Consider the following 22,643-nt stretch of genomic DNA (forward strand, 5'->3'; position numbering starts at 1 on the left):
ACTTAAGTCAGTGACGCTGCATCTTCGCTGGCGCGACACGCCAGCAGGCGATAACGGAAGCGTAATGGCCGAACTGCCTGCCGCCGCTCCGACCAATCGAACGCTTGCGCGGCGTATGACCGCGCTGATGGCGCTCGGCTTCATCGCGCTGCTGCTGGTCGGCTATGCCGCGGTGCGGGTGATGCAGCGAAACGAGCTGCATACGGGGCTGGTCGAGCATACCTATCAGGTCGAACGCGCGGTGCTGGACGTCCGCCGGCTGGTCGAGGAAAGCGAGGCGGCCCGGCGCGGGTTGATGCTGATCCCCGATCGCACGGTGACGCGGACCAATTTCCAGCGCGCGCGCGCGCAGATGACGCCCGCGCTGGCGCATATCGATGGGCTCGTTCGCGACAATCCGGCGCAGCGCCGCTACCTGCAGGGATTGCGGCTGCAGCTGGGCAGCCTGCTGGCGCGTCAGGACCGGACGCTCGCCTTGCTGGCGACGGGGGATCAGCGCAATGCGATCCTGGCCTTCGCCGACGATGCCGAGGTGCGCGACATCGTGACGATCCGCAACGTCCTCGATCGGATGGCGCAGGTAGAGCGGCGGCTGATGACGCATCGCGACGCCGAACTGCGCGCGAGCCAGAGCGCCTTCTACACGTTGATCGTGCTGGGCGGCGTCGTGCTGGCGGTGGCGGCGGTGATCTCGACGCTGACGATCCTGTCGTACACGCGCGATCTGGCGCGTTCGGACGAGGCGCTTCGCGAACTCAATGCGGGGCTGGAGGACATGGTCGCGGCGCGCACCGAGGACCTGACGCGTGCTAATGAGGAGATCCAGCGCTTCGCCTATATCGTCAGCCATGATCTGCGCTCGCCTCTGGTCAATGTGATGGGCTTCACCGCCGAGCTGGAAACCGCCGCGTCGTCGCTGCGCGCGCTGGTCGAGCGCGTCGATGCCGAGGCGCCCGCGGTCGCGAGCGAGGAAGCGCGGCTGGCGGCAACGGAGGATCTGCCCGAGGCGATCGGCTTCATCCGCACCTCGACGCAGAAAATGGACCGGCTGATCAACGCGATCCTGCAACTGTCGCGGCAGGGGCGGCGCGCGCTGGCGCCCGAGAAGATCGACGTTGCCGCGCTGATCCAGCAGATCGGCGAAACGCTGTCGCATCGGTTGTCGGAGACCGACACCGTCTTGTCCGTCCAGGGATCGTTGCCGGTGGTGGTGAGTGATCGCCTCGCACTGGACCAGATTTTCTCGAACCTGATTGAAAATGCGGTGAAGTATCTGCGGCCCGGTGTGCCGGGCCGCATCACCGTGAGTGGACGGCGCGAACGTGATCGTCTGCATTACACGATCCGCGACAACGGGCGCGGGATCGATCCGCGCGATCATCAGCGCGTGTTCGACCTGTTCCGCCGATCGGGCGCGCAGGACCGGCCGGGCGAGGGGATCGGGCTCGCCACCGTCCGCGCACTCGTCTTCCGACTGGGCGGCTCGATCGACGTCGCCTCCGAACTCGGGCAAGGGGCGGCATTCACCGTGTCGTTGCCGCTCGTCGTCGCCAAACAGGAACTCAACCCATGAATGCGCCGCAATCCGTCAATATCGTGATGATCGAGGATGACGAAGGTCATGCGCGGCTGATCGAGAAGAACATCCGTCGCGCCGGGATCATGAACCCGATCCGCCACTTCACCGACGGCACGACCGCGCTCGATTATATCTTCAACGATACCAGCGGGCCGCAGCTCAACGGCCCGGCGCTGGTGCTGCTCGACCTCAACCTGCCCGACATGAGCGGGACCGACATCCTCGCCAAGATCAAGACCAGCGACGGGCCCGTCAAGCGCACGCCGGTCGTGGTGCTGACTACCACTGACGACAGCCGCGAGATCCAGCGCTGCTACGATCTGGGCGCCAACGTCTATATCACCAAGCCGGTGAATTATGAGAGCTTCGCGCAGGCGATCCGGCAATTGGGGCTGTTCCTGTCGGTGATCCAGGTTCCCGATCTGGGTGACGCGCACGGATGATCGAAACGCCCCGCATCCTCTATATCGACGATGACGCGGGCATCCGGCGGCTGGTGTCGCGTGCGCTCGAGCGGCGCGGGTATAAGGTGACGGTCGCCGATGGCGGCGAGGCGGGGGTGGCGCTGGCCGCGGCTGAGCCGTTCGATGTCGTTGCGGTCGATCATTACATGCCGGGGATCGACGGGCTGGAGACGATGGCGCGGCTGTCGGCGCTGCCCGAGGCGCCGGCGATGGTCTATGTCAGCGGGTCGGAGGAGACGCAGGTCGCGCTGGCGGCGCTGCGCGGCGGGGCGGCGGACTATATCGTCAAGACGCCGGGCGACGACTTCTTCGACCTGCTCGACGCGACCTTCCGGCAGGTGATCGAGCGCGCGCAGCTGACACGCGCCAAGGCGCGTGCCGAGGATGATCTGCGCGCCAGCAATGCGCGGCTGGAGGCGTTGCTGGCGGAGGTGAACCACCGCGTCGCCAACTCGCTGCAACTGGTGTCGGCGATGGTTCGGATGCAGTCGAGCGCGCTGACCGACGAGGCGGCGCGTGCCGCGCTGGAGGATACGCAGCGGCGGATCAGCGCGATCGCGCAGGTTCACCGGCGGCTCTATACCGGCGACGATGTCGAGAACGTCGACATGTTCGATTATCTCACGCAGCTGATCGACGAGCTGACGCAGACCTGGTCGACCGACGATTGCCCGCGCGCTTTGGTGCTTCATGCCGAGCCGCTGCGGCTGCCGACCGATCGCGCGGTGTCGTTGGGGGTGATTGTTACCGAGCTGGTGAGCAACGCGTGTAAGTACGCGTATCCGGGCAGGCCGGGCGAGGTGCGCGTGCGGCTGTCGCGGGATGGCGATGAGCGGTTCCGGCTGACGGTCGAGGATGACGGGATCGGGCTGGGCGACGCCCCGCCGAAGGGGACCGGCGTGGGGACGCGGCTGATCCGTGCGATGGCGCAGAGCCTCGATTCGATCGTCGAATATGATCGCACGCATAGCGGCACGCGCGCGATCGTCGCGGCGGCGGTGGGGTAGGGCGGCTCGACCGTAAATCGTCGCCCCTGCGGAGGCAGGGGCCTATGTCTTTGTCGTTCGTTGATTCATCTGACACAGGCATCATGGCCTATGTGTCAGATGCCGCGATTTATTCGACAGTCATGGGCCCCTGCCTGCGCAGGGGCGACGCTGGTTGATCGCTGCGTGACGACCGTGGTCAGTCGAGATTGGGGCGGAGCAGGCGGGTGGCGCGCTCCTTGTCGACGCCCAGCCGTTGCGCGTAATCCGCCAGCTGATCCTCGCCGATCCGCGCGACGCCGAAATATTCCGCCTGCGCATGACCGAAGTAGAAGCCGCTGACCGCTGCGGTCGGGAGCATCGCGAAGCTTTCGGTCAGCTCCAGCCCGACGTTCTTCTCCGCGTCGAGCATCTCGAACAGCCGCACCTTGAGCGAATGTTCGGGGCAGGCGGGGTAGCCCGGCGCGGGGCGGATGCCGCGATATTGCTCGCGGATCAACGCGTCGTTGGTCAGTTGCTCGTCGCGCGCATAGCCCCATAGTTCCTGGCGGACGTGCTGGTGCAGCGCCTCCGCGAACGCCTCGGCAAGACGATCCGCGAGCGCTTTCAGCAGGATGTCGTTGTAATCGTCGTTGTCGGCCTTGTAGCGCGCGAGGTGCGCGTCGATGCCGTGGATGCCGACCGCAAAGCCGCCCATCCAGTCGCCCGCCGGGTCGATGAAATCGGCGAGGCACATGTTCGCGCGCCCCTCGCGCTTGGCAATCTGCTGACGCAGGAACGGCAGCCGCGTCGAATGTTCGTTGCGGCGGTCGAGATCGGGGACGTTGAAGCCCTCGGGCACGCTGCCGCCGTCGGGCGAGCGATGATCGACGCTGTGGCGGTCGTGGACCCAGACGTCGTCGTCGTGGCGGTGGCACGGCCACAGCCCGGCGACGCCGCGCGCGGTCAGCCACTTCTCCGAGACGACCCGGTCGAGCATCGCCTGCGCGTCTGCGAACAGCGATGAGGCGCTTTCGCCGACCACCTCATCGGTGAGGATCGCGGGGTAATTGCCCGCCAGTTCCCAGGCGCGGAAGAACGGCGTCCAGTCGATGAACTCACGCAGATGCGCCAGATCCCAGTCGTCGAAGACGTGCACGCCCGGCTGTACGGGGGCGGGTGCCTTGAGCGCCATGTCGGCGACGAAGCCGCGCTTGCGCGCTTCCTCCAGCGGCAACAGCTTGTTCTGCCCCTTGCCCTCGCGCGCGTCGCGCACCGCCTGATAGTCGGCGGCGACCCCGGCGACATAATCGTCGCGGATCGTGTCGGAGACCAGCGTCGTTGCGACGCCGACCGCGCGGCTGGCGTCGAGCACATGGACGACCGGCCCGGTGTAGGCAGGCGCGATCCGCAGCGCGGTGTGGACCTTCGACGTGGTCGCGCCGCCGATCAGCAGCGGCATCTGCATCTGCGCGCGCTGCATCTCCTCGGCGACCGTCACCATCTCGTCGAGCGACGGGGTGATGAGGCCGGACAGGCCGATCATGTCGGCGTCATTTTCGTTCGCGGCGTCGAGGATCTTCGACCACGGCACCATCACGCCGAGATCGATCACCTCGAAGCCGTTGCACTGGAGCACGACGCCGACGATGTTCTTGCCGATATCGTGAACGTCGCCCTTGACGGTCGCCATCACGACCTTGCCCTTGCCCTTCGCGCCCGGCTCCTTGGCGGCCTCGATGAACGGCATCAGGTGCGCGACCGCCTTCTTCATGACGCGCGCCGACTTCACGACCTGCGGCAGGAACATCTTGCCCGAGCCGAACAGGTCGCCGACGACGTTCATCCCGTCCATCAACGGCCCTTCGATTACCTCGATCGGGCGCGCGAACTGCTGGCGACATTCCTCGGTATCTTCGACGACATGCGCGTCGATGCCCTTGACCAGCGCATATTCGAGCCGCTTGCGCACCTCCAGTGATCGCCATTCCGCCGCCTGCTTCTCGGCCGCCGCATCGGTGCCGCGGAACTTCTCGGCGAGCGCGACCAGCCGGTCGCCGGCCTCGGGGTCGCGGTTGAGGATGACGTCCTCGCACGCCTGCCGCAGCTCGGGATCGATCGCGTCATAGACGTCGAGCTGCCCGGCGTTGACGATCGCCATGTCCATGCCGGCGGGAATGGCGTAATAGAGGAACACCGAATGCATCGCGCGGCGCACCGGCTCGTTGCCGCGGAAGCTGAACGACAGGTTCGACAGACCGCCCGAGATATGGACGTGCGGGCAGCGCGCCTTGATCTCGCGGCAGGCCTCGATGAAGTCGACGCCGTAGTTGTTGTGCTCCTCGATCCCGGTCGCGACCGCGAAGACGTTGGGGTCGAAGATAATGTCTTCGGGCGGGAAGCCGATGCCGGTCAGCAGCTTGTAAGCGCGCTCGCAAATCTCGACCTTGCGCGCCTGCGTGTCGGCCTGACCGGTTTCGTCGAAGGCCATGACGACGACCGCGGCACCGTAATTCATGCACTTGCGCGCATGGGCGAGGAATTGTTCCTCGCCTTCCTTCATGCTGATCGAATTGACGATCGGCTTGCCGCTGACGCATTTCAGGCCCGCTTCGATCACGTCCCATTTTGAGGAGTCGATCATCACCGGCACGCGCGCGATATCGGGCTCGGCGGCGATCAGCTTGAGGAAGGTCGTCATGGCGTGGTGCGCGTCGAGCAGCCCCTCGTCCATGTTGACGTCGACCACCTGCGCGCCATTCTCCACCTGCTGGCGCGCGACCTCGACCGCGCGGTTATAGTCGCCGGCGAGGATCATCTTCTTGAACGCCGCCGAGCCGGTGACGTTGGTGCGCTCGCCGATGTTGACGAATTGGGTGGAGGAGGTGGTCATGGTTCTTTTCTGAAAGCCCTCTCCCCTCTGGGGAGAGGGTGGGGTGAGGGGTAGGTGTCTCATAGAGCGAAGCGCCTGTGGCGGCCCCTCACCCAACCCTCTCCCCACAGGGGAGAGGGCTTAGTGGCGCTATGCCGCCATCGTGAACGGCTCCAGCCCGGCCAATCGTGTCCGCACCGCCGGCACCGCCACCTGCCGCGGGGCCATGCCGCGGACGTGGTCGGCGATCGCCTTGATATGCGCCGGGGTCGAGCCGCAGCAGCCGCCGAGCACGTTGACCTGCCCGGCAAACGCCCATTCGCCGACCAGCCCTGCAGTCGTCTCGGGCGCCTCGTCATAGGCGCCCAGTTCGTTGGGCAGCCCGGCGTTAGGATAGACCATGATGAGCGTGTCGCACAGCTCGCTCAGCACCTTGACGTGCGGGCGCAATTGCTCGGCACCGAACGAGCAGTTCAGCCCGATCGTCAGCGGCCGTGCATGGCGCACCGCGTGCCAGAACGCCTCGACGGTATGCCCCGACAGGTTGCGGCCGGACAGGTCGGTGAGCGTCATCGACAGCATGATCGGCAGGTCTCGACCCAGCGCTTCGCCGGCCTCGATCGCGGCCATGATCCCGGCCTTGGCATTGAGCGTGTCGAAGACGGTTTCGATCAGCACGAAGTCAGCGCCGCCTTCGACCAAGGCGTCGATCTGTTCGCGATACACGTCTTTCAGATAATCGAAGTCGATCTCGCGATAGCCGGGATCGTTGACGTCCGGTGACAGCGACAGTGTCTTGTTCGTCGGCCCGATTGCGCCGGCCACGAAACGCGGGCGGCCGTCCTTGGCCTGATATTCGTCGGCGATGCGGCGCGCGAGCTTCGCGCTCTCGACGTTGATCTCGCGCACCAGCCCTTCGGCCCCGTAATCGGCCTGGCTGATGCGATTGGCGGAGAAGGTGTTGGTTTCGGCGATATCCGCCCCGGCCTCGAAATAGGCGCGGTGGATCGCCTCGGGCACCTCGGGCTTGGTCAGCGCGAGGATGTCGTTGTTGCCCTTCTGGTCGTGACCGAGCGTCAGCGTGCCGGCGTAATCGGCCTCCGACAGCTTCCAGTTCTGGATCTCGGTGCCGAACGCGCCGTCGGTGATTAGGATGCGCTTGGCCGCCTCGGCGTTGAAGATGTCGCGGATGGTCATGCCGCCGCCCTTTCCTGCGCCGGGCGCGTGCGGACGCCCAGCAGGTGACAGATGGCGAAGCTCAGCTCCGCCTTGTTCATCGTGTAGAAGTGAAGCTGCTTGACCCCGCCGGCATAGAGCTTGCGGCACAGTTCGGCAGCGACGGTCGCGGCGACCAGCTGGCGCGCGGCGGGATGATCGTCGAGCCCCTCGAACAGCCGTAGCAGCCAGCCCGGCACGTCGGTGTTGCACATCGTCGCCATCCGCGTGACCCCGGCGAAGCTGCCGATCGGCATGATACCGGGGACGATCTCCGCGCTGATCCCGGCCGCTGCGGCGGCGTCGCGATAGCGGAAGAAGGTTTCGGGTTCGAAGAAGAATTGCGTGATCGCGCGGTTCGCGCCCGCATCGAGCTTGCGCTTGAGGTTGTCGAGGTCGGCGGCAAGATCGGCCGAATTCGGGTGCATTTCCGGATAGGCGGCGACCGAAATCTCGAATGGATGCAGCCGGCGCAGCCCCTCGACCAGCGCGGCGGCATTCTCGTAACCGCCCGGATGCGGGGCGTAATCGGCGGCACCGGCGGGCGGATCGCCGCGCAGCGCGACGATGTGGCGCACGCCGGCCGCCCAATATTCCTGCGCGACCGCGTCGATTTCCTCGCGCGTCGCCTCGACGCAGGTGAGGTGCGCCGCGGCGGGCACGTTGGTTTCGCGCGCGATCCGCGCGACGGTGGCATGGGTCCGGTCCCGCGTCGAGCCGCCCGCGCCATAGGTGACCGACAGGAAACGCGGACCCAGCGGGCAGAGCGTCTCGATCGACTGCCAGAGGTTTTCCTCGGCCTTGTCGGTCTTCGGCGGCGAGAATTCGAAGCTGACCTCCACGTCCCCGCCGACGTCTGCGTAGAGCGGCGCTTCCAGCGCGCGCCGCGCCTCTTCGAGCTGATTGACCGAGAACGTCATGCCGCCTTCACCTCCCGCACCGGTACGCCCTGTTTGCGCCCGAGCCACAATTTCACCGTCAGTTCGCCGCCTTCGAGCGTCTCGACCCGCTCCAGCGCCAGCCCTGCCTTCTCGAACCAGCCCGCGATCTGCGCATCCGCGAAGCCGAGCCGCGTATGCGCGTCGCGGGCGCGCAATTCCTCGCGATCGTGGCTGGCGAAATCGGCGATCAGCAAGCGCCCGAACGCATCGAGTACGCGCGCCGCCTCCGCGATCGCCGCGCCGGGTTGCTGCGCAAAATGCAGGACGTGGTGGAGGATCGCGACATCGGCGCCGCCATCAGATACCGGCAAGGCGTAAAGATCGGCTTGCCGTAGATCGGCCTGTTCCCCGATCCGCGCACGCGCCAGCCGCAGCATCTCACTGCTTTTGTCGATCCCCAGCACATGCGTCGCGGCGGGCGCGAACAATTCGATCATCCGCCCGGTCCCCGTGCCGATATCGATCAACCGCCCGAGCGGCGCGCTGCCGAGCAATGCGCGCATCGCGGCCTCGACCTGATCCTCCGCGACATGCAGCGAGCGGATTGCGTCCCATTCGCCGGCATGCGCCTCGAACCACGCCGCGGCCGCGGCCGCACGGTCCGCACGCACCGCCGAAAGCCGCGCGATATCCGCCTCGACCTCGCCGGCGACGCCATAAGCGTCGAGCGCCGCCAGCACCGGCGTGACGCGCGCCCGCTCGCCAAGCGCGACGAACACCCAGCTACCTTCCTTGCGGCGCTCCGCCAGTCCGGCGTCGCACAGAATCTTGACGTGGCGCGATACGCGCGGCTGGCTTTGCCCGAGCACCTGCGCCAGCTCGCCGACCGACAATTCCATCGCGCCGAGCAGCGCGACGATCCGCAAACGGGATTCGTCGGCAAGCGCGCGGAAGATATCGAGAGCCAGCTTCATGGCACCACATATAAAGATATCTTTATATGGGTCAACGCAGGACGCGCGTTGAACCTTTTCCTGCCATGTTTCGTTCGCCTTGCCGCTGCGGCTATTTTGCCGGCGTAACAAAACAGGGAGAAACCCGATGAAGCGTCTTTTCACCACCGGCCTGATTGCCGCCACCGCACTCGGCCTCGCGGCATGCAGCGAGCGTGCGCAGAACGAGAGCGCACAGGCGGGTAATGCGATCGCCGCCGACACCGCCGCGACCACGTCGAACGCCGTCAACGACGTCGATGCCGCGACCGATCGCGCGCTCGACAAGGCCGAGAACAGCCTCGACCGCACCGGCGACGCGCTGAAGAACACCGGCGATCGCGCCGCCGACGCGACTGGCAATGCGATGGTGCGCGCGGGCGAGGATCTTCGCGACAAGAACTGATGCGACTGCCGCCGCGGTCGAAAAGCCGCGGCGGTTTCTCTGGCCGGAAGATCAGAATGACCGAAAAGCGACGCCTCGGCGCCTCCGACCTGCGGATTACGCCGCTGGTGCTCGGCGGTAACGTCTTCGGCTGGACCGCGGATCGTGACGCGTCATTTGCAGTGCTCGACGCCTTCGTCGCGGGCGGTGGGACGATGATCGACACCGCCGATGTCTATTCCGCCTGGGTCGATGGCCACCAGGGCGGCGAATCGGAGACGATGATCGGCGAATGGCTGCGCGACCGCGGCGTGCGCGATCGGGTGCTGATCGCCACCAAGGTCGGGATGCTGCCGGGCGAGGGTGGGGAGAAGCTGGCGCCGGCGCGGATCGTCGCGGCGTGCGAGGCGTCCTTGCGGCGGCTCGGGACCGACCGGATCGACCTGTATTTCGCGCATCAGGATGACGAGGATCAGCCGCAGGAAGCGGTTGCGGAGGCTTTCGCGACACTGGTGCAGGCGGGCAAGGTCCGCGTGCTGGGCGCGTCCAATTTCCACGCCGCGCGGCTGAAATCGGCGATCGAGACGGCGCGCGCCGCGACGCTGCCGCATTATCAGGTGCTCCAGCCCGAATATAATCTGGTCAGCCGCCACAAATTCGAGGGCGAGCTGCAGGATTATTGCGTGACCGAGAATGTCGGCGTGGTGCCTTATTATGGTCTGGCCTCGGGGTTCCTGACCGGCAAGTACCGCACGAACGACGATCTTTCCAAGAGTGTGCGCGGCGCACGGATGGGCGACCTGCTCGCCGGCAAGGGTGCCGCGGTGATCCACGCGATGGACGCCGTCGCGGCCGAGAGCGGCGCGACGCTCGCGCAGATCGCGCTGACGTGGCTGATCGCGCAGCCGGGCGTCACCGCGCCGATCGCGAGCGCCACCTCGGCGAAGCAGGTCGAGGAATTGCTCGGCGCAACTGCGATCCGGCTGAGCGACGATCAGCTCGAACGGTTGACCACCGCGGGTGCCTGAGTGGCGGCCGCGACGCTGGCTGGCGCGGCTGACGCTGCTGCTGGTCACGTTCGCGGCATGGCCGGCACAGGCGGCGGTGACGATCACCTTCTGGAGCCGTGACTTCGGCAACAGCTTTCCGCACGCCTTCTTCATGCTACGCGGTACGCCGGACGCGGGCGGGACGCCGGTCGATGCCGCCTATGGCTTCACCGCGCGGTCGCTGACCCCGGCGATCCTGTTCGGCAACGTCGCGGGGCGGGTCGAGCGGCCTAAGCCAAGCTATATGGCGGGCAGCCACGTCCGCTTCTCGCGCACGCTGACCGACGCGCAATATGGCGCGATCCTCGCGCTGATCCGCGACTGGGACGAGCGGACCGGGGATGCGACCTACAATCTCAACAAGCGCAATTGCGTGACCTTCGTGCGCGAGGCGGCGCGCCGGTCGGGGCTGAACAAGGTAGAATTTCCGAAACTGATGAAGAAGCCGAGCGGCTATCTGCGCGCGGTGATCGCCGCCCAGCCGCAAGCGGTGACGGTGATCGAGCAGACGGGGAAAGAATATCTCGCAACGCTGCCGCCGATCGACGGCGTGGTGCCGGTCGACGCACCGGTGAGCACGCCGGGGAACCGGGATTGATCCTGTCGTTTGTCCCGGCGGACGTCGGGGCGACGGCTTATGCGGCCGGCACCAGTTCCAGCACGTCGAGCGTCGATTCGAACGCCGGATAGGGCATCACCAGTCGCCAGCGTTGCGGGCCGATCCGCTCCATCCAGCCGGCGACGTCACGGGTTGCGTCGGCGCCATAGCCGTAAGCGCGGGATTCATCCCCGAGAATCAGCGTCCCCAGGAACGCGGCGCGGGTCGGGTCGGCACGATAGAGCAGCCCGACCTGCCGCTGTGAGCCGGTCGACTTGACCAACTGCACCGCTCCTCCGGGCGCGGCGGTGATCCGGCAATCGAACCACGCGTAAGCCGTAAAACCACCGCCGCCCTTCCCCTTGCTACCCAGCTTGAAGGTGCGGCAGCGATAAGCTCCGACCGGCGGCACGGGGTCGTCGAGCCCCGCGTCGATCGTGAACAATGCCCCCTGCGCGGAAAGATCGGCGGCGGCAACCGAACGCGCCTGTGCCAACGCCGCAGTCCATGCCTCGTACCACCGACGCAAACGGTCGCGATCGGCGGGGGTGGCGAGCCGTCGCCAGTCGGGTGCAGCGGCCAATTGGTCGGGTGGAGGCGGCGCGGTGGGTGGAGCAGTCGGACGCGCGCCGCAGCCGGCTAGGCAGAGGAGCAGCGCGCCGGCAGCGCACCTCACGCTGCGGTCCAGCCGCCGTCGACCGACAGGTTTGAACCGGTGATCGCCTTCGCCTCGTCGCGGCACAGGAACAGCGCGAGCGCGGCGACCTGTTCGGGAGTGACGAACTCCTTGGTCGGCTGCGCGGCGAGCAGCACGTCGTCGATCACCTGTTCGCGCGTTAGCCCGCGCGCCTTCATCGTGTCCGGGATCTGCTGCTCGACCAGCGGCGTCCAGACATAGCCGGGCGAGATGCAATTGGCCGTGATCCCCTGCTGTGCGGTTTCCAGCGCGACGGTCTTGGTCAGCCCGACCAGCCCGTGCTTGGCGGCGACATAGGCGGACTTGTTGGGGCTGGCGACGAGGCTGTGCGCCGAGGCGGTGGAGACGATCCGGCCCCAGCCGCGTTCGCGCATGTGCGGTATCGCGGCGCGCATCATGTGGAACGGGCCAGTGAGGTTGAGCGCGATGATCGCGTCCCACTTCTCGGGCGGGAAATCGGCGATGCCGCAGACGTGCTGGATGCCGGCATTGTTGATGACGATGTCCGGGCCGCCCCACGCCTCGTGCGCGCGCGCCACCAGCGCGGCGATCGCGGCGGGATCGCCGGCGTCCGCCGCATCGTATAACACCTCGCCGACACCGAGCGCGTCTACGCCGGCGCGCGCCTTCTCGATCGCGTCGGGCTCGCCGAACCCGTTGAGCATGACGTGTGCACCCGCTCCGGCCAGCGCGCGCGCCACCGCCAGTCCGATGCCCGAGGTCGATCCGGTGACGATCGCGCTCTTGCCGTTCAGGAACATTGCCGGGCCTTTCACACCTGAGTTTCGCCCATCAATCGGCGAGCGGGGCGGCGGTTGCAACCCGCAGCGGGGTGCACGCATTCATGCCGCAACGGTAACGATTGGCCTTTGCAGGGGAGGCGGACATGCGGCTCGACGATTATGACAATGATATCAATGTCGGCGAGGCCCGCGGTGGCGGTGGGCTTGGCGGTGGCGGGGGCGGGGGATTTCTGTTGGGGCTGCTGCCGCTGATCGGTAGTCGCTTCGGCTGCGGCGGGATTGTGGTGGTGTTGCTGCTGCTCGCGGTGTTCGGCGGGCTCGGTAATCTCGGTGGAATGCTGGGCGGTGGCAGCGGCAGCGCGCCGCAGGTGAGCGCGCCGTCGCGGGAGACGGTGCAGCAGGTCTGCGACGTCTCGACCGCGCGCCGCGATACGTGCCGCGCGTTTAGCAACGCGCAGAACACGTGGGAAAAGATCTTTGCGAGCCAGAACCAGCAGTTCAGCCCGCCGAAGCTGCAATTTTTCAGCGGCAGCGGTCAATCGGGCTGTGGCGCGGCAATGTCGGCGATGGGCCCGTTCTACTGCCCCACGGATCGCGGCATCTACCTCGACACCAGCTTCTTCGACGAACTGGCCAACAAGTACAAGGCGGGCGGCGACTTTGCGCAATATTACGTGATTGCGCATGAATTCGGCCACCACATTCAGAACCTGCTCGGCACCTCGACGGAGGTGCAACAGGCGCAGCGACGCGCGAGCGAGGCGGAGGGCAACGCGCTGTCGGTGCGGCTGGAATTGCAGGCGGATTGCTACGCCGGCGTCTGGGCGTCGATGAACCGCGACCGGCTCGATCCGGGCGATGTGGAGGAGGGGATGCGCGCGGCGCAGGCGATCGGCGACGACACGTTGCAGCGGCAGGCGCAGGGGCGTGTGGTGCCCGACAGCTTCACGCATGGCACCTCCGCGCAGCGGCAGGCATGGCTGCGGCGCGGGATCGAGAGCAACGGAAATCCGGGGGTGTGCGACACCTTCTCGGGCGCGATCTGAGGTTGGCGGGGGCGGAGCATTGCCCGCCCCAGCGTCGTCATTGCGAGCGAAGCGAAGCAATCCAGGGCGTCCTGATCTGGCCCTGGATTGCTTCGCTTGCAATGACGAAATAATCACCTTGTCGCCCCGGACTTGATCCGGGGCCCCGCTGTTTTTTTGTCAGCTGAAGGCAGGAAGAAGCGGGGTCCCGGATCAAGTCCAGGACGACAAAAGAAAGCCTTTCTGCTCAACAATCAGCGGCGGAACGGGTCCTCGAACGCGGGACGTGCTGGGGCGTCGCTCTCGACGCCATTCTCGGCGTCGCGCGCGGCCTGCTCGCGCTGGGCGCGCAGCGACGCGATCAGCGCCTCGCGGTCGCCGTCGAGGCGCGTGTCGGTCGGCGCCTGCTCGATCCCGGCCGCCTTCGCTGCCTTGTTGACCGCGGCGTCCAGCTCGCGCTGCGTGGTCAGGCCCAGCGTCACCGGGTCCTTCGGCGTGATGTTGCCGATGTTCCAGTGGCTGCGGTCGCGGATCGCCGCAATCGTCGTGCGCGTGGTGCCGATCAGGTTGCTGATCGCGCCGTCCGAAATCTCCGGGTGGTTGCGGATGATCCAGGCGATGCCGTCGGGCTTGTCCTGCCGCTTGCTGACCGGCGTGTAGCGCGGGCCCTTGGTGCGGCGCACCTGATCCGGGCCCTTGGTCATCGTCATGCGATAGTTCGGGTTGGCCTGCGCCTTGTCGATCTCTTCCTGCGTCAGCTCGTGCGCGCGGACGGGATCGCGCCCGGTCAGCTTGGTCGCGGCAGTGTCGTCGGCGATCGCCTGCACCTCGAGGATATGCAGCCCGCAGAAGTCGGCGATCTGCTCGAAGGACAGCGCGGTATTGTCGACGAGCCACGAGGCGGTCGCGTGGGGCATGAGCGGCTGGGCCATGCGGACAGTCTCCATAAATGCAAAGGGCCGCCCCTTCCCGGAGCGGCCGCCTGTTACCAAGGGACTTAGTGCGTGGCGCGCGTTAGGGCAAGCGCGCGCTCACGCCGCCTTGGCGAGTGCGTGGCCGAACGGATGGAGCGCATCGAGGAACTGCCGCGCGCTGGCCGGCCAGGTGAAGCGCGCGCCCGCCGCGGCACAGGCGGCGCGGTCGAGCGTCAACGCGCGCGCGATCGCGGTAGGAAGGTCCGCCCCCATCGCGCCGGTTTCGGCGGTCAGCACATCGACCGGCCCCGCGACCGCAAAGGCCGCGACCGGGGTGCCGCACGCCAGCGCCTCGATCATCACCAGCCCGAACGTATCGGTGCGGCTGGGAAACACCAGCGCATCGGCGGCACGATAGGCGGCGGCCAACGCATCACCGAAAAGCGCGCCAAGGAAGATCGCGTCGGGATATTCACGTTCGAGCGCCGCACGCGCCGGACCGTCGCCGACCACCACTTTCGTCCCGGATACGTCGGCGGCGAGGAAGGCGGCGATATTCTTCTCGACCGCGACCCGCCCGACGTGGAGCAGCACCGGCCCGGGCAGTGCGGCCATCGCGGCGTTGCGCTCGCCCTCGGCGCGGAACAGCGGCGCGACACCGCGCCCCCAGCGCCGAACGCGCGTCAGGCCATGCGCGACGAGCGCGCGCTCGATCGTCGGGGTCGAGGCGAGCACCGCGGCGGCAGGGGTGTGGAACCAGCGGACGTAGCGCCAGATCCATTCGGGATTCGCCCCGGTGCGCGCGGCGACATAATCGGGAAATTGCGTGTGATAGGCGGTGGTGAACGGCAACCGGCGCGACAGGCACCAGCGCCGTGCCGCGACGCCCAGCGGGCCTTCGGTGGCGATATGCACCGCCTCCGCGCCGAAGCGGGTGATGCGCCGCCCGATCGTCGCCGGGGGCATGAAGGCCAGCCGGATCTCAGGATAGGTAGGGCAGGGAATCGACGGCGCGTCGGCAGGCGAGACGACCAGCACCTCATGCCCGCCGCTGCGCAACTCCGCGATCACATTTTCCAGCGTGCGGACCACCCCGTTGACCTGCGGCGCCCAGGCGTCGGTGACGATCGCGATCCGCATTGCGTCAGGCGGCGAGGGCGGTGACGGGGGCTGCCTCGCGACGCGCGATTTCCTCACCCCAGTTGAGGATTTCCATCGTGCCGTCGAAATGCTCGACCAAGGCGTTGCACCCCTCTACCCAATCGCCGTCATTGTAATAGGCGACCCCGGCGATGTCACGCATCTCGGCGGTGTGGATGTGGCCGCAAACGACGCCATCCACGCCGCGGCTGCCCGCCGCCTCGGCGACGATTTCTTCGAAGCGCGAGATGAACGCCACCGCGTTCTTGACCTTGGCCTTGGCGTGCTTGCTCAGAGACCAATAAGGCATCCCGAACTTGCGACGCACCGCGCTGACCGCGCGGTTGAGCGTCATCAGCGCGGTATAAGCGGCGTCGCCGACATGCGCGAGCCAGCGATGCGACAGGGTAATCGCGTCGAACTCGTCGCCGTGGAGCACCAGCAGGCGGCGACCATCGGCGGTTTCGTGGACCGCCTTGCGCCGGATTTTGATCCCGCCGAAGTCGAGCCCCGCGAACTGGCGGAACATTTCGTCATGATTTCCGGGGATGTAGATCATGCGCGTGCCACGCCGCGCGCGCTTCATCAGCCGCCAGATGACGTCGTTGTGCGCGGCCGGCCAGTAGAAGCGCTTCTTGAGCTGCCAGCCGTCGACGATGTCGCCGACCAGATACATCGTGTCGCTGTCGACATGGTCGAGGAAGTCGATCAGCATGTCCGCGTTGCAGCCGCGCGTGCCGAGGTGCACGTCGCTGATCCAGATCGTGCGATAACGGCGGCGCTCGCCGACCGGCTCTTCCGGGCGATGCGGACGCGAGTTCGCGAAATCGAACAGATCGGTGACGTCTGCGATATGCCCGGAGACGGGCGCGAGCGTGTCGGCGATCGGCGGCATGGGCGGCTCTCCCTCGCCGCTCTTATGCCGCCTTCATGTGACGCCGCTGTCTCGACGCGGTGACGGCGAGATGGCCGATCGGTGACGGTTCCGCGTCAGCCGGCCAGGTGCGCCATGGCGTCGATCGTCACCGCGATCACGCCCCAACTCACGACGATCAATCCCGCCAGGGTAGCGAAGCGGCGACGCGTCGAGAAATTGTAGCCGGCCGTCATTTTCAGGGTCCTCATCCTCTTTCTTATGACAGGAACGTGACACGTCCGCGGCCCGCAGAAAAGTATGGATTGCTGCCGTTCTTCACGCATAATTTCGATTAGTGAGAACGATTGCAGCTGCAGTGATCGACTGGTCATGTTGCCACCGACGGACGCCCCGCCTAGTCAGAGACCATGACCGATACAATGACCGCCGCGGCGCCGGCCGTTTCCGCCTCGACTGCCGGAGAAAAGCGCCTCGTTTCCCGTATGGAGCGCGGCGCGCGATTCCTCGGCAGCGAAGTAGCGATCATGGCCGGCGCGATGTCGTGGGTGTCGGAGCGGCATCTCGTTTCCGCGATGTCGAATGCAGGCGGGTTCGGGGTGATCGCATGCGGGGCAATGACGCCGGCGCTCCTCGACGCGGAGATCGCCGCGACCAAGGCGCTGACGGACAAGCCATTCGGCGTGAACCTGATCACGATGCACCCCGATCTGACCGCGTTGATCGAAGTGTGCGCGAGCCATAAGGTCGGGCATGTCGTGCTGGCGGGCGGGCTCCCGCCCAAGGGATCGCTGGAGGCGATCAAGGCGAGCGGGGCGAAGGCGATCTGCTTCGCGCCGACACTGGCGATGGCCAAGAAGCTGGTGCGCTCGGGCGTCGACGCGCTGGTGATCGAGGGGATGGAGGCCGGCGGGCATATCGGGCCCGTCTCGACCAGCGTGTTGGCGCAGGAGATGTTGCCGGAACTGTCTGACGTCGTACCGGTATTCGTCGCGGGCGGGATCGGGCGCGGCGAGGCGATCGCGGGCTATCTCGACATGGGCGCGGCGGGGGTGCAGCTCGGCACGCGCTTCGTGTGTGCGAGCGAAAGCATCGCGCATCCGAACTTCAAGAAGGCGTTCATCCGTGCGTCGGCGCGTGACGCCGTGGCGAGCGTGCAGCTCGATCCGCGGCTGCCAGTGATTCCGGTGCGTGCGCTGAAAAACGCGGGTGGTGAATTGTTTACGACGCGCCAGCGCGAGGTGGCTCAGGCGCTGGATCAGGGCGCCGTCGCGATGGCCGAGGCGCAGTTGCAGATCGAACATTATTGGGCGGGCGCGCTGCGGCGGGCGGTGATCGATGGCGATGTCGAGCATGGCAGCGTGATGGCCGGGCAGTCGGTCGGCATGGTCACCAAGGAAGAGCCGATCGCCGACATTATCGCGACGCTGATGACGGAAGCGGCGCAAGCGTTTGAAAAGCGGGCGGGGTAGGCGTCGGTCGTTATTCCCGCCTGCGCGGGAGTGACGCTTGGCGACTCGCCTCGGCCCGTCTGGCGCACGGCGTGGCGGCTTGAGCCTATCGCCGACCGTCCCGCGATGGGATCGCGGCAAGGTCGCGTTTGATAAGGGGTTTTACGATGCGCCTGCGCCTGTTCGCCGTCGGGGTAGCGTCGCTCCTTGCTGCGGCCTGTTCGCGCACACTGCCGCCCGCGCTACCCACGCCTGCGTCGCAACCCATTGTAAAGATGACGCTTGCGCCGATGCCGGTCGGCGCAAGGCCGGGGATGCGGATACCGGCGAAGCTGGCGGACGGGCGGTGGGCGACGCCGAACGTCGGGCTGTCGGCGGCGGGGAGCGTCTGGCATCTGCGGGCGGCGCTGAACGTCGCGGTGCTGGCGTGCCGGGGCGCGGATCAGGCGGTGATGGTCAACGAATACAATGCGATGCTGGCTGCGCGAAAGAGCGAACTGGCGAGCGCGCAGGCCACGTTGCAGCAGGAATATCGCGCCACGCGGGGCACGCAGTGGGAGGATGCGTTCGACGATCAGATGACGCGGCTGTACAATTTCTTCGCACAGGATTTCGCGCACGCCGGATTCTGCGCGACCGCGCGTGACACATTGGCGGCCGTCGGGACCGTACCGGCCGCGGAAATACCCCGGTTCGCGGCGCAGCGGTTGCCGGTTCTGGAGGCACCGTTCACCGATTTCTTCACCGCGTACGATCGCTGGCAATCAGGTGCGTTGGTGCGCGTCGCCGCGACCGGGTAATCGTTGCGCGCTTGCATCGAAATCGCGCGCGCCGGGTTTGAGCGTGCATGACCGACCTGTTGCCGCCGCCGCCTTCGCTGTTGACCGACGCCAGCCTGTTCCTCGACTTCGACGGGACGCTGGTCGAGATCGCCGAGACGCCGGACGGGGTGGCGGTGTCGGACGGGCTGGCGACCCTGCTCGAACGGCTCGGCACGGCGCTGCCCGGCGGCGTCGCGATCGTCAGCGGGCGGCCGGTGCAGGAGATCAGCGCGTTGATCGCCCCCGCCGTGCCGCCGATCGCGGGCAGCCACGGGCTGGAGGTGGCCGCCCCCGACGGCAGCATCACGGCGCCCGATCGGTCGGCCGCGCTCGATGCCGCGCTGGCGGAGGCGCAGGCGTTTGCCGCCGATCATCCGGGCACGTTGATCGAGGACAAGCCGTTCGGCGTCGGGCTGCACTTCCGTGGCGCGCCGGAGGCGGGCGAGGCAATGACCGCGCTGGCCGAACAGCTCGCCACCGTCCATGACCTGCACCTGCAACACGGCAAGATGGTGGTCGAACTGCGGATGGCCGGGCGCGACAAGGGCGCGGCGGTCGAGCTGTTGATGCGGGAACCGTTGCGGCAGCGCACGGTTCCTGTGTTCGTGGGGGACGACGTGACCGACGAAGCCGGCTTCGCCGCGGCCGCCGCACTGGGCGGCGCGGGTGTGCTGGTCGGCCCGGCGCGCGACACCGCCGCCACTTACCGGGTCGAGGGCGTCGCCGACGTGCTCGCCTGGCTCGACACCGCGTGCAGGGAGAAGACATGACGACGCTGGATCTGTGGCCGATCGGCAATTGCCAGGTAAGTGCGCTGGTCGATCGCGAGGGACGGTTCGTCTGGGGCTGCGTGCCGCGCGTCGATGGTGATCCGCTGTTCTCCGCGCTGCTGGGCGGCGAGCAGCCGGACACCGGCTATTGGGGGATCTGCCTCGAAGACAGTGTGTCGATCGAGCAGGAATATATCCGCAACACCCCGATCCTGGTCACCACGCATCGCGATTCGCACGGTGGCGCGATCGAGGTGATCGATTTCTGCCCGCGTTTCCAGCGCGAGGGGCGGACCTATCGCCCGGTAGGGTTCGCGCGGATCGTGCGGCCGATCGCGGGTAGCCCGCGCGTCCGTGTCGCGCTGCGCCCGACCTGCGGCTGGGGCGGGGGATGCCGCGAGCAGGTCGGCGGATCGAACCACCTGCGGCTGTTGATGGACACGATCGCGCTGCGGCTGACCACCACTGCGCCGATCGCGATGGTGCAGGGCGAACACGCCTTCCGCGTCGAGCGGCCGCTGCACTTCTTCCTCGGCCCGGACGAGAGCTTCCAGGGCGATCTGGCCAGCACCGTCGACCTGATGCTGTATCGCACGACGCAGGAATGGCAGGGCTGGGTGCGCGGCCTCGCCGTGCCGCTGGAATGGCAGGAAGTGGTGATCCGCTGCGCGATCACGCTGAAATTGTGCCAACACGAGGAAACCGGCGCGATCGTCGCCGCGCTGACCACCTCGGTCCCGGAACATGCCGGATCGCAGCGTAATTGGGACTATCGATACTGCTGGATCCGCGACGCTTATTACACAGTGCAGGCGCTCAACCGGCTGGGGGCGCTCGACGTGCTGGAGGGCTATCTCGGCTATCTCCGCAACATCGTCGACGGCGCGCGCGGCGGGCATATCCAGCCGCTGTACGGCGTGCTGGGCGAGGCGCAATTGCCCGAACGGATCGAAGAGTCGCTGGCGGGCTATCGCGGGATGGGGCCGGTGCGCGTCGGCAATCAGGCCGCCGAACAGATCCAGCACGACGCCTATGGCCAGATCGTGCTGTGTTCGGTCCATGCCTTTTTCGATCATCGGCTGTTCCGCAAGAGCGGCGTCGAGGATTTCGAGGCGCTGGAGCGCGTCGGCGAGCGCGCCTGGGCCAATTACGACCAGCCCGACGCCGGACTGTGGGAGCTACGCACGCGACAGAGCGTCCACACCTATTCGAGCGCGATGTGCTGGGCGGCGTGCGACCGGCTCGCCAACGCCGCCGAGCGGCTGAAGCTGCCCGAGCGCGAGGCCTTGTGGTCGGAGCGCGCGCAGGTGATCCGCGACCGGATCGAGAGCGCGGCGTGGCGCGAGGATACGCGGCGGATGTCGGCGACCTTCGCGGGCGACGACCTTGACGCCAGCGTGCTGCAATTGCTCGACCTGCGTTTTCTGGAGGCGGACGATCCGCGCTTCCTCGACACACTGGTGGCGATCGAGAAGGGATTGCGGCGCGGCTCGACGATGCTGCGCTACGACACCGAGGATGATTTCGGGCTGCCCGAGACCGCGTTCAACGTCTGCACCTTCTGGTTGATCGAGGCGCTGTTCCTGACCGGGCGCAGCGACGAGGCGCGCGCGCTGTTCGAGGAAATGCTGTCGCGCTGCACCGCCGCCGGGCTGCTGTCCGAGGACATCGATCCGCAAAGCGGCGAGCTGTGGGGAAATTATCCGCAGACCTATTCGTTGGTCGGCATGATCAATTGCGCCGCCATGCTCAGTAAACCGTGGAGTAGTATCCGTTGAATCGCCTGATCGTCATCTCCAACCGCGTCACCGCGCCCAAGGGCTCGACCGCCGGCGCACAGGGGGGGCTGGCGGTCGCGCTCGCCGCCGCGCTGCGCGATCGCGGCGGCATGTGGTTCGGCTGGTCGGGGGAGCAGACCGACCAGTTCAACGGCCACATTAATTTCCAGCGCAACAGCGGCGTCACCACTGCGACGGTCGACCTCGAAGAACAGGACGTTCAGGAATATTACGACGGCTACGCCAACCGGACCCTGTGGCCGCTGTTCCATTACCGCATCGATCTGGCCGAATATGAGCGCGATTTCGCCGGTGGCTACAAGCGGACCAACCAGCGGTTCGCCGACACGGTGCGCCCGCTGATCGAGCCGGACGACGTGATCTGGATCCAGGATTACCACATGTTCCCGCTGGGCGCGGAACTGCGCGCGCGTGGTTGCGCCAACCGGATCGGCTTCTTCCTGCACATTCCGTGGCCACCACGGCGGTTGCTCGGGACGCTACCTAACGCGCGCGAGCTGGTGGAGTCGCTGTTCGCCTATGACCTGATCGGTTTCCATACAGAGGAATGGCTGGAGTCGTTCTGCGATTTCGCACGCCACGACATGGGCGCCACGATCGAGAACAATATCGCCCGGCTCGGCGACCGGCACGTCGAGTTGATCGCCTGCCCGATCGGGATCGACGCAGTCGAATTTGCGGAAATGTCGAAGAGCGTGCCGGCACGGCTCGCCTATCGCCGGATGCGCGACAGCGCCGACGGGCGTGACATGATCGTCGGGGTCGACCGGCTCGATTATTCCAAGGGGCTGGAGGAGCGCTTCCTCGGCTACGAACGCTTCCTCAACGAGCATCCCGAGGAGCGCAAGGAAGTGTTCCTGCTCCAGATCGCGCCGCCCAGCCGCGTGTCGGTGGAGAGCTATCAGCGCATCCGGCAGTCGCTGGAAGGGCTGTCGGGGCGGATCAACGGCGCCTATGCCGACGTCGACTGGGTGCCGATCCGTTACGTCAACCAGGGGTATCCGCGCGATCATCTGGCCGGCATCTATCGTGCCGCCAAGATCGGGCTGGTGACGCCGTTGCGCGACGGCATGAACCTGGTCGCAAAGGAATATGTCGCGGCACAGGACCCGGAAGATCCCGGCGTGCTGGTGCTGTCGCGCTTTGCAGGGTCGGCGGAGCAGATGGCCGACGCGCTGCTGGTCAATCCCTATAGCGCCGAGGAAGTGTCCGACGCGATCTACCAGGCGCTGCGGATGCCGCGCGAGGAACGCGTGCGGCGTTGGGAAAAGCTGATGGCCGGGGTGCAGGAATTCGACGTGACGTGGTGGGCCAAGACCTTCCTGACCGCGTTGGAAAAAAGCGAGATCACCGCCGACGCCGCCGGCTGAGTGAAAATAAACCTGCACTAACGCTGGCGTTCCGGTTGC

At 66.9% G+C, this 22,643-nt stretch carries 22 protein-coding genes; 12 read left to right on the top strand and 10 right to left on the bottom strand.

Going from position 1 to position 22,643, the window contains the following annotated elements; translation table 11 throughout:
• The first annotated feature begins 64 nt into the window (after positions 1–64).
• From SPHPH_RS0101185 to SPHPH_RS0101195, 3 genes are read left to right on the top strand one after another with little or no spacing between them, the layout of a single operon-like run.
• Complete coding sequence (locus SPHPH_RS0101185; RefSeq protein WP_037487851.1) at positions 65–1,573, top strand: sensor histidine kinase; 1,509 nt, start codon at positions 65–67, stop codon at positions 1,571–1,573.
• Positions 1,570–2,022: a response regulator gene (locus SPHPH_RS0101190; protein ID WP_028965050.1), complete on the top strand. Its 453-nt coding sequence runs from the start codon at positions 1,570–1,572 to the stop codon at positions 2,020–2,022. The genes SPHPH_RS0101185 and SPHPH_RS0101190 overlap by 4 nt, the downstream gene beginning before the upstream one ends.
• Complete coding sequence (locus SPHPH_RS0101195) at positions 2,019–3,050, top strand: sensor histidine kinase (protein ID WP_028965051.1); 1,032 nt, start codon at positions 2,019–2,021, stop codon at positions 3,048–3,050. Before SPHPH_RS0101190 ends, SPHPH_RS0101195 begins: the two co-directional genes overlap by 4 nt.
• A gap of 178 nt (positions 3,051–3,228) precedes the next feature.
• Here SPHPH_RS0101195 and metH read toward each other — a convergent pair whose 3' ends face one another.
• From metH to SPHPH_RS0101215, 4 genes are all read right to left on the bottom strand, one after another.
• On the bottom strand, positions 3,229–5,901 hold the full coding sequence (gene metH, locus SPHPH_RS0101200; protein WP_028965052.1) for a methionine synthase: 2,673 nt from the start codon (positions 5,899–5,901) through the stop codon (positions 3,229–3,231).
• 129 nt (positions 5,902–6,030) lie between these two features.
• Positions 6,031–7,077: a homocysteine S-methyltransferase family protein gene (locus tag SPHPH_RS0101205; protein WP_028965053.1), complete on the bottom strand. Its 1,047-nt coding sequence runs from the start codon at positions 7,075–7,077 to the stop codon at positions 6,031–6,033.
• Positions 7,074–8,015, bottom strand: coding sequence for a methylenetetrahydrofolate reductase [NAD(P)H] (metF, locus tag SPHPH_RS0101210; RefSeq protein ID WP_028965054.1), 942 nt, complete (start codon positions 8,013–8,015; stop codon positions 7,074–7,076). Before metF ends, SPHPH_RS0101205 begins: the two co-directional genes overlap by 4 nt.
• The gene (locus SPHPH_RS0101215; protein ID WP_028965055.1) at positions 8,012–8,950 is read right to left on the bottom strand and encodes an ArsR/SmtB family transcription factor; all 939 of its coding nucleotides are present in this window, start codon (positions 8,948–8,950) and stop codon (positions 8,012–8,014) included. The genes metF and SPHPH_RS0101215 overlap by 4 nt, the downstream gene beginning before the upstream one ends.
• Positions 8,951–9,077: 127 nt before the next feature.
• On the opposite strand from SPHPH_RS0101215, the gene SPHPH_RS0101220 reads away from it, so the two are divergent.
• From SPHPH_RS0101220 to SPHPH_RS18570, 3 genes are read left to right on the top strand one after another with little or no spacing between them, the layout of a single operon-like run.
• Complete coding sequence (locus SPHPH_RS0101220) at positions 9,078–9,374, top strand: hypothetical protein (RefSeq protein WP_028965056.1); 297 nt, start codon at positions 9,078–9,080, stop codon at positions 9,372–9,374.
• A 56-nt stretch (positions 9,375–9,430) separates the two neighbouring features.
• Positions 9,431–10,381 carry an aldo/keto reductase gene (locus SPHPH_RS0101225; RefSeq protein ID WP_028965057.1) on the top strand — a complete coding sequence of 317 codons (951 nt, stop codon included), beginning with the start codon at positions 9,431–9,433 and terminating at the stop codon, positions 10,379–10,381.
• Entirely contained in the window at positions 10,374–11,000 is a 627-nt protein-coding gene (locus tag SPHPH_RS18570) for a hypothetical protein (protein WP_051272769.1), read from the top strand. The genes SPHPH_RS0101225 and SPHPH_RS18570 overlap by 8 nt, the downstream gene beginning before the upstream one ends.
• A gap of 37 nt (positions 11,001–11,037) precedes the next feature.
• Here SPHPH_RS18570 and SPHPH_RS0101235 read toward each other — a convergent pair whose 3' ends face one another.
• Positions 11,038–11,676, bottom strand: coding sequence for a DUF4893 domain-containing protein (locus tag SPHPH_RS0101235; protein ID WP_028965058.1), 639 nt, complete (start codon positions 11,674–11,676; stop codon positions 11,038–11,040).
• Positions 11,673–12,458 carry a 3-hydroxybutyrate dehydrogenase gene (locus tag SPHPH_RS0101240; RefSeq protein ID WP_028965059.1) on the bottom strand — a complete coding sequence of 262 codons (786 nt, stop codon included), beginning with the start codon at positions 12,456–12,458 and terminating at the stop codon, positions 11,673–11,675. Before SPHPH_RS0101240 ends, SPHPH_RS0101235 begins: the two co-directional genes overlap by 4 nt.
• Before the next feature lie 125 nt (positions 12,459–12,583).
• Between SPHPH_RS0101240 and ypfJ the strand changes: the two genes are divergently transcribed.
• A complete protein-coding gene (ypfJ, locus tag SPHPH_RS0101245) occupies positions 12,584–13,486 on the top strand; it encodes a KPN_02809 family neutral zinc metallopeptidase (protein ID WP_028965060.1) in 903 nt (300 codons plus the stop codon).
• A gap of 233 nt (positions 13,487–13,719) precedes the next feature.
• Here the strand turns inward: ypfJ and SPHPH_RS0101250 are convergent, their stop codons facing one another.
• The 4 genes from SPHPH_RS0101250 to SPHPH_RS21640 all read right to left on the bottom strand — a co-directional run bounded on the left by SPHPH_RS0101250 (position 13,720) and on the right by SPHPH_RS21640 (position 16,644).
• Entirely contained in the window at positions 13,720–14,397 is a 678-nt protein-coding gene (locus SPHPH_RS0101250) for a DUF1013 domain-containing protein (protein ID WP_028965061.1), read from the bottom strand.
• Positions 14,398–14,496: 99 nt separating this feature from the next.
• On the bottom strand, positions 14,497–15,519 hold the full coding sequence (locus SPHPH_RS0101255; RefSeq protein WP_028965062.1) for a glycosyltransferase family 4 protein: 1,023 nt from the start codon (positions 15,517–15,519) through the stop codon (positions 14,497–14,499).
• A gap of 4 nt (positions 15,520–15,523) precedes the next feature.
• Positions 15,524–16,414 (bottom strand): UDP-2,3-diacylglucosamine diphosphatase, encoded by an 891-nt coding sequence (locus SPHPH_RS0101260; RefSeq protein WP_028965063.1) that lies wholly within the window; start codon positions 16,412–16,414, stop codon positions 15,524–15,526.
• A gap of 95 nt (positions 16,415–16,509) precedes the next feature.
• Positions 16,510–16,644 (bottom strand): hypothetical protein, encoded by a 135-nt coding sequence (locus tag SPHPH_RS21640; protein ID WP_272944231.1) that lies wholly within the window; start codon positions 16,642–16,644, stop codon positions 16,510–16,512.
• Between the two features lie 159 nt (positions 16,645–16,803).
• Here SPHPH_RS21640 and SPHPH_RS0101270 point away from each other — a divergent pair, with 159 nt between their 5' ends.
• The 5 genes from SPHPH_RS0101270 (at position 16,804) to otsA (ending at position 22,604) form a co-directional block, all read left to right on the top strand.
• Entirely contained in the window at positions 16,804–17,865 is a 1,062-nt protein-coding gene (locus SPHPH_RS0101270) for an NAD(P)H-dependent flavin oxidoreductase (RefSeq protein ID WP_420329282.1), read from the top strand.
• A 254-nt stretch (positions 17,866–18,119) separates the two neighbouring features.
• Positions 18,120–18,644 (top strand): hypothetical protein, encoded by a 525-nt coding sequence (locus SPHPH_RS18575; protein ID WP_051272770.1) that lies wholly within the window; start codon positions 18,120–18,122, stop codon positions 18,642–18,644.
• A 47-nt stretch (positions 18,645–18,691) separates the two neighbouring features.
• On the top strand, positions 18,692–19,435 hold the full coding sequence (otsB, locus tag SPHPH_RS0101280; RefSeq protein WP_028965065.1) for a trehalose-phosphatase: 744 nt from the start codon (positions 18,692–18,694) through the stop codon (positions 19,433–19,435).
• Complete coding sequence (locus tag SPHPH_RS0101285; RefSeq protein ID WP_028965066.1) at positions 19,432–21,213, top strand: glycoside hydrolase family 15 protein; 1,782 nt, start codon at positions 19,432–19,434, stop codon at positions 21,211–21,213. Before otsB ends, SPHPH_RS0101285 begins: the two co-directional genes overlap by 4 nt.
• Positions 21,210–22,604, top strand: a complete 1,395-nt coding sequence (gene otsA, locus SPHPH_RS0101290) for an alpha,alpha-trehalose-phosphate synthase (UDP-forming) (RefSeq protein ID WP_028965067.1) — start codon at positions 21,210–21,212, stop codon at positions 22,602–22,604. Before SPHPH_RS0101285 ends, otsA begins: the two co-directional genes overlap by 4 nt.
• Positions 22,605–22,643: the final 39 nt, after the last annotated feature.

This window comes from Sphingomonas phyllosphaerae FA2, from assembly GCF_000427645.1.
In the GTDB taxonomy this organism is placed as follows: Bacteria; Pseudomonadota; Alphaproteobacteria; order Sphingomonadales; family Sphingomonadaceae; genus Sphingomonas; species Sphingomonas phyllosphaerae.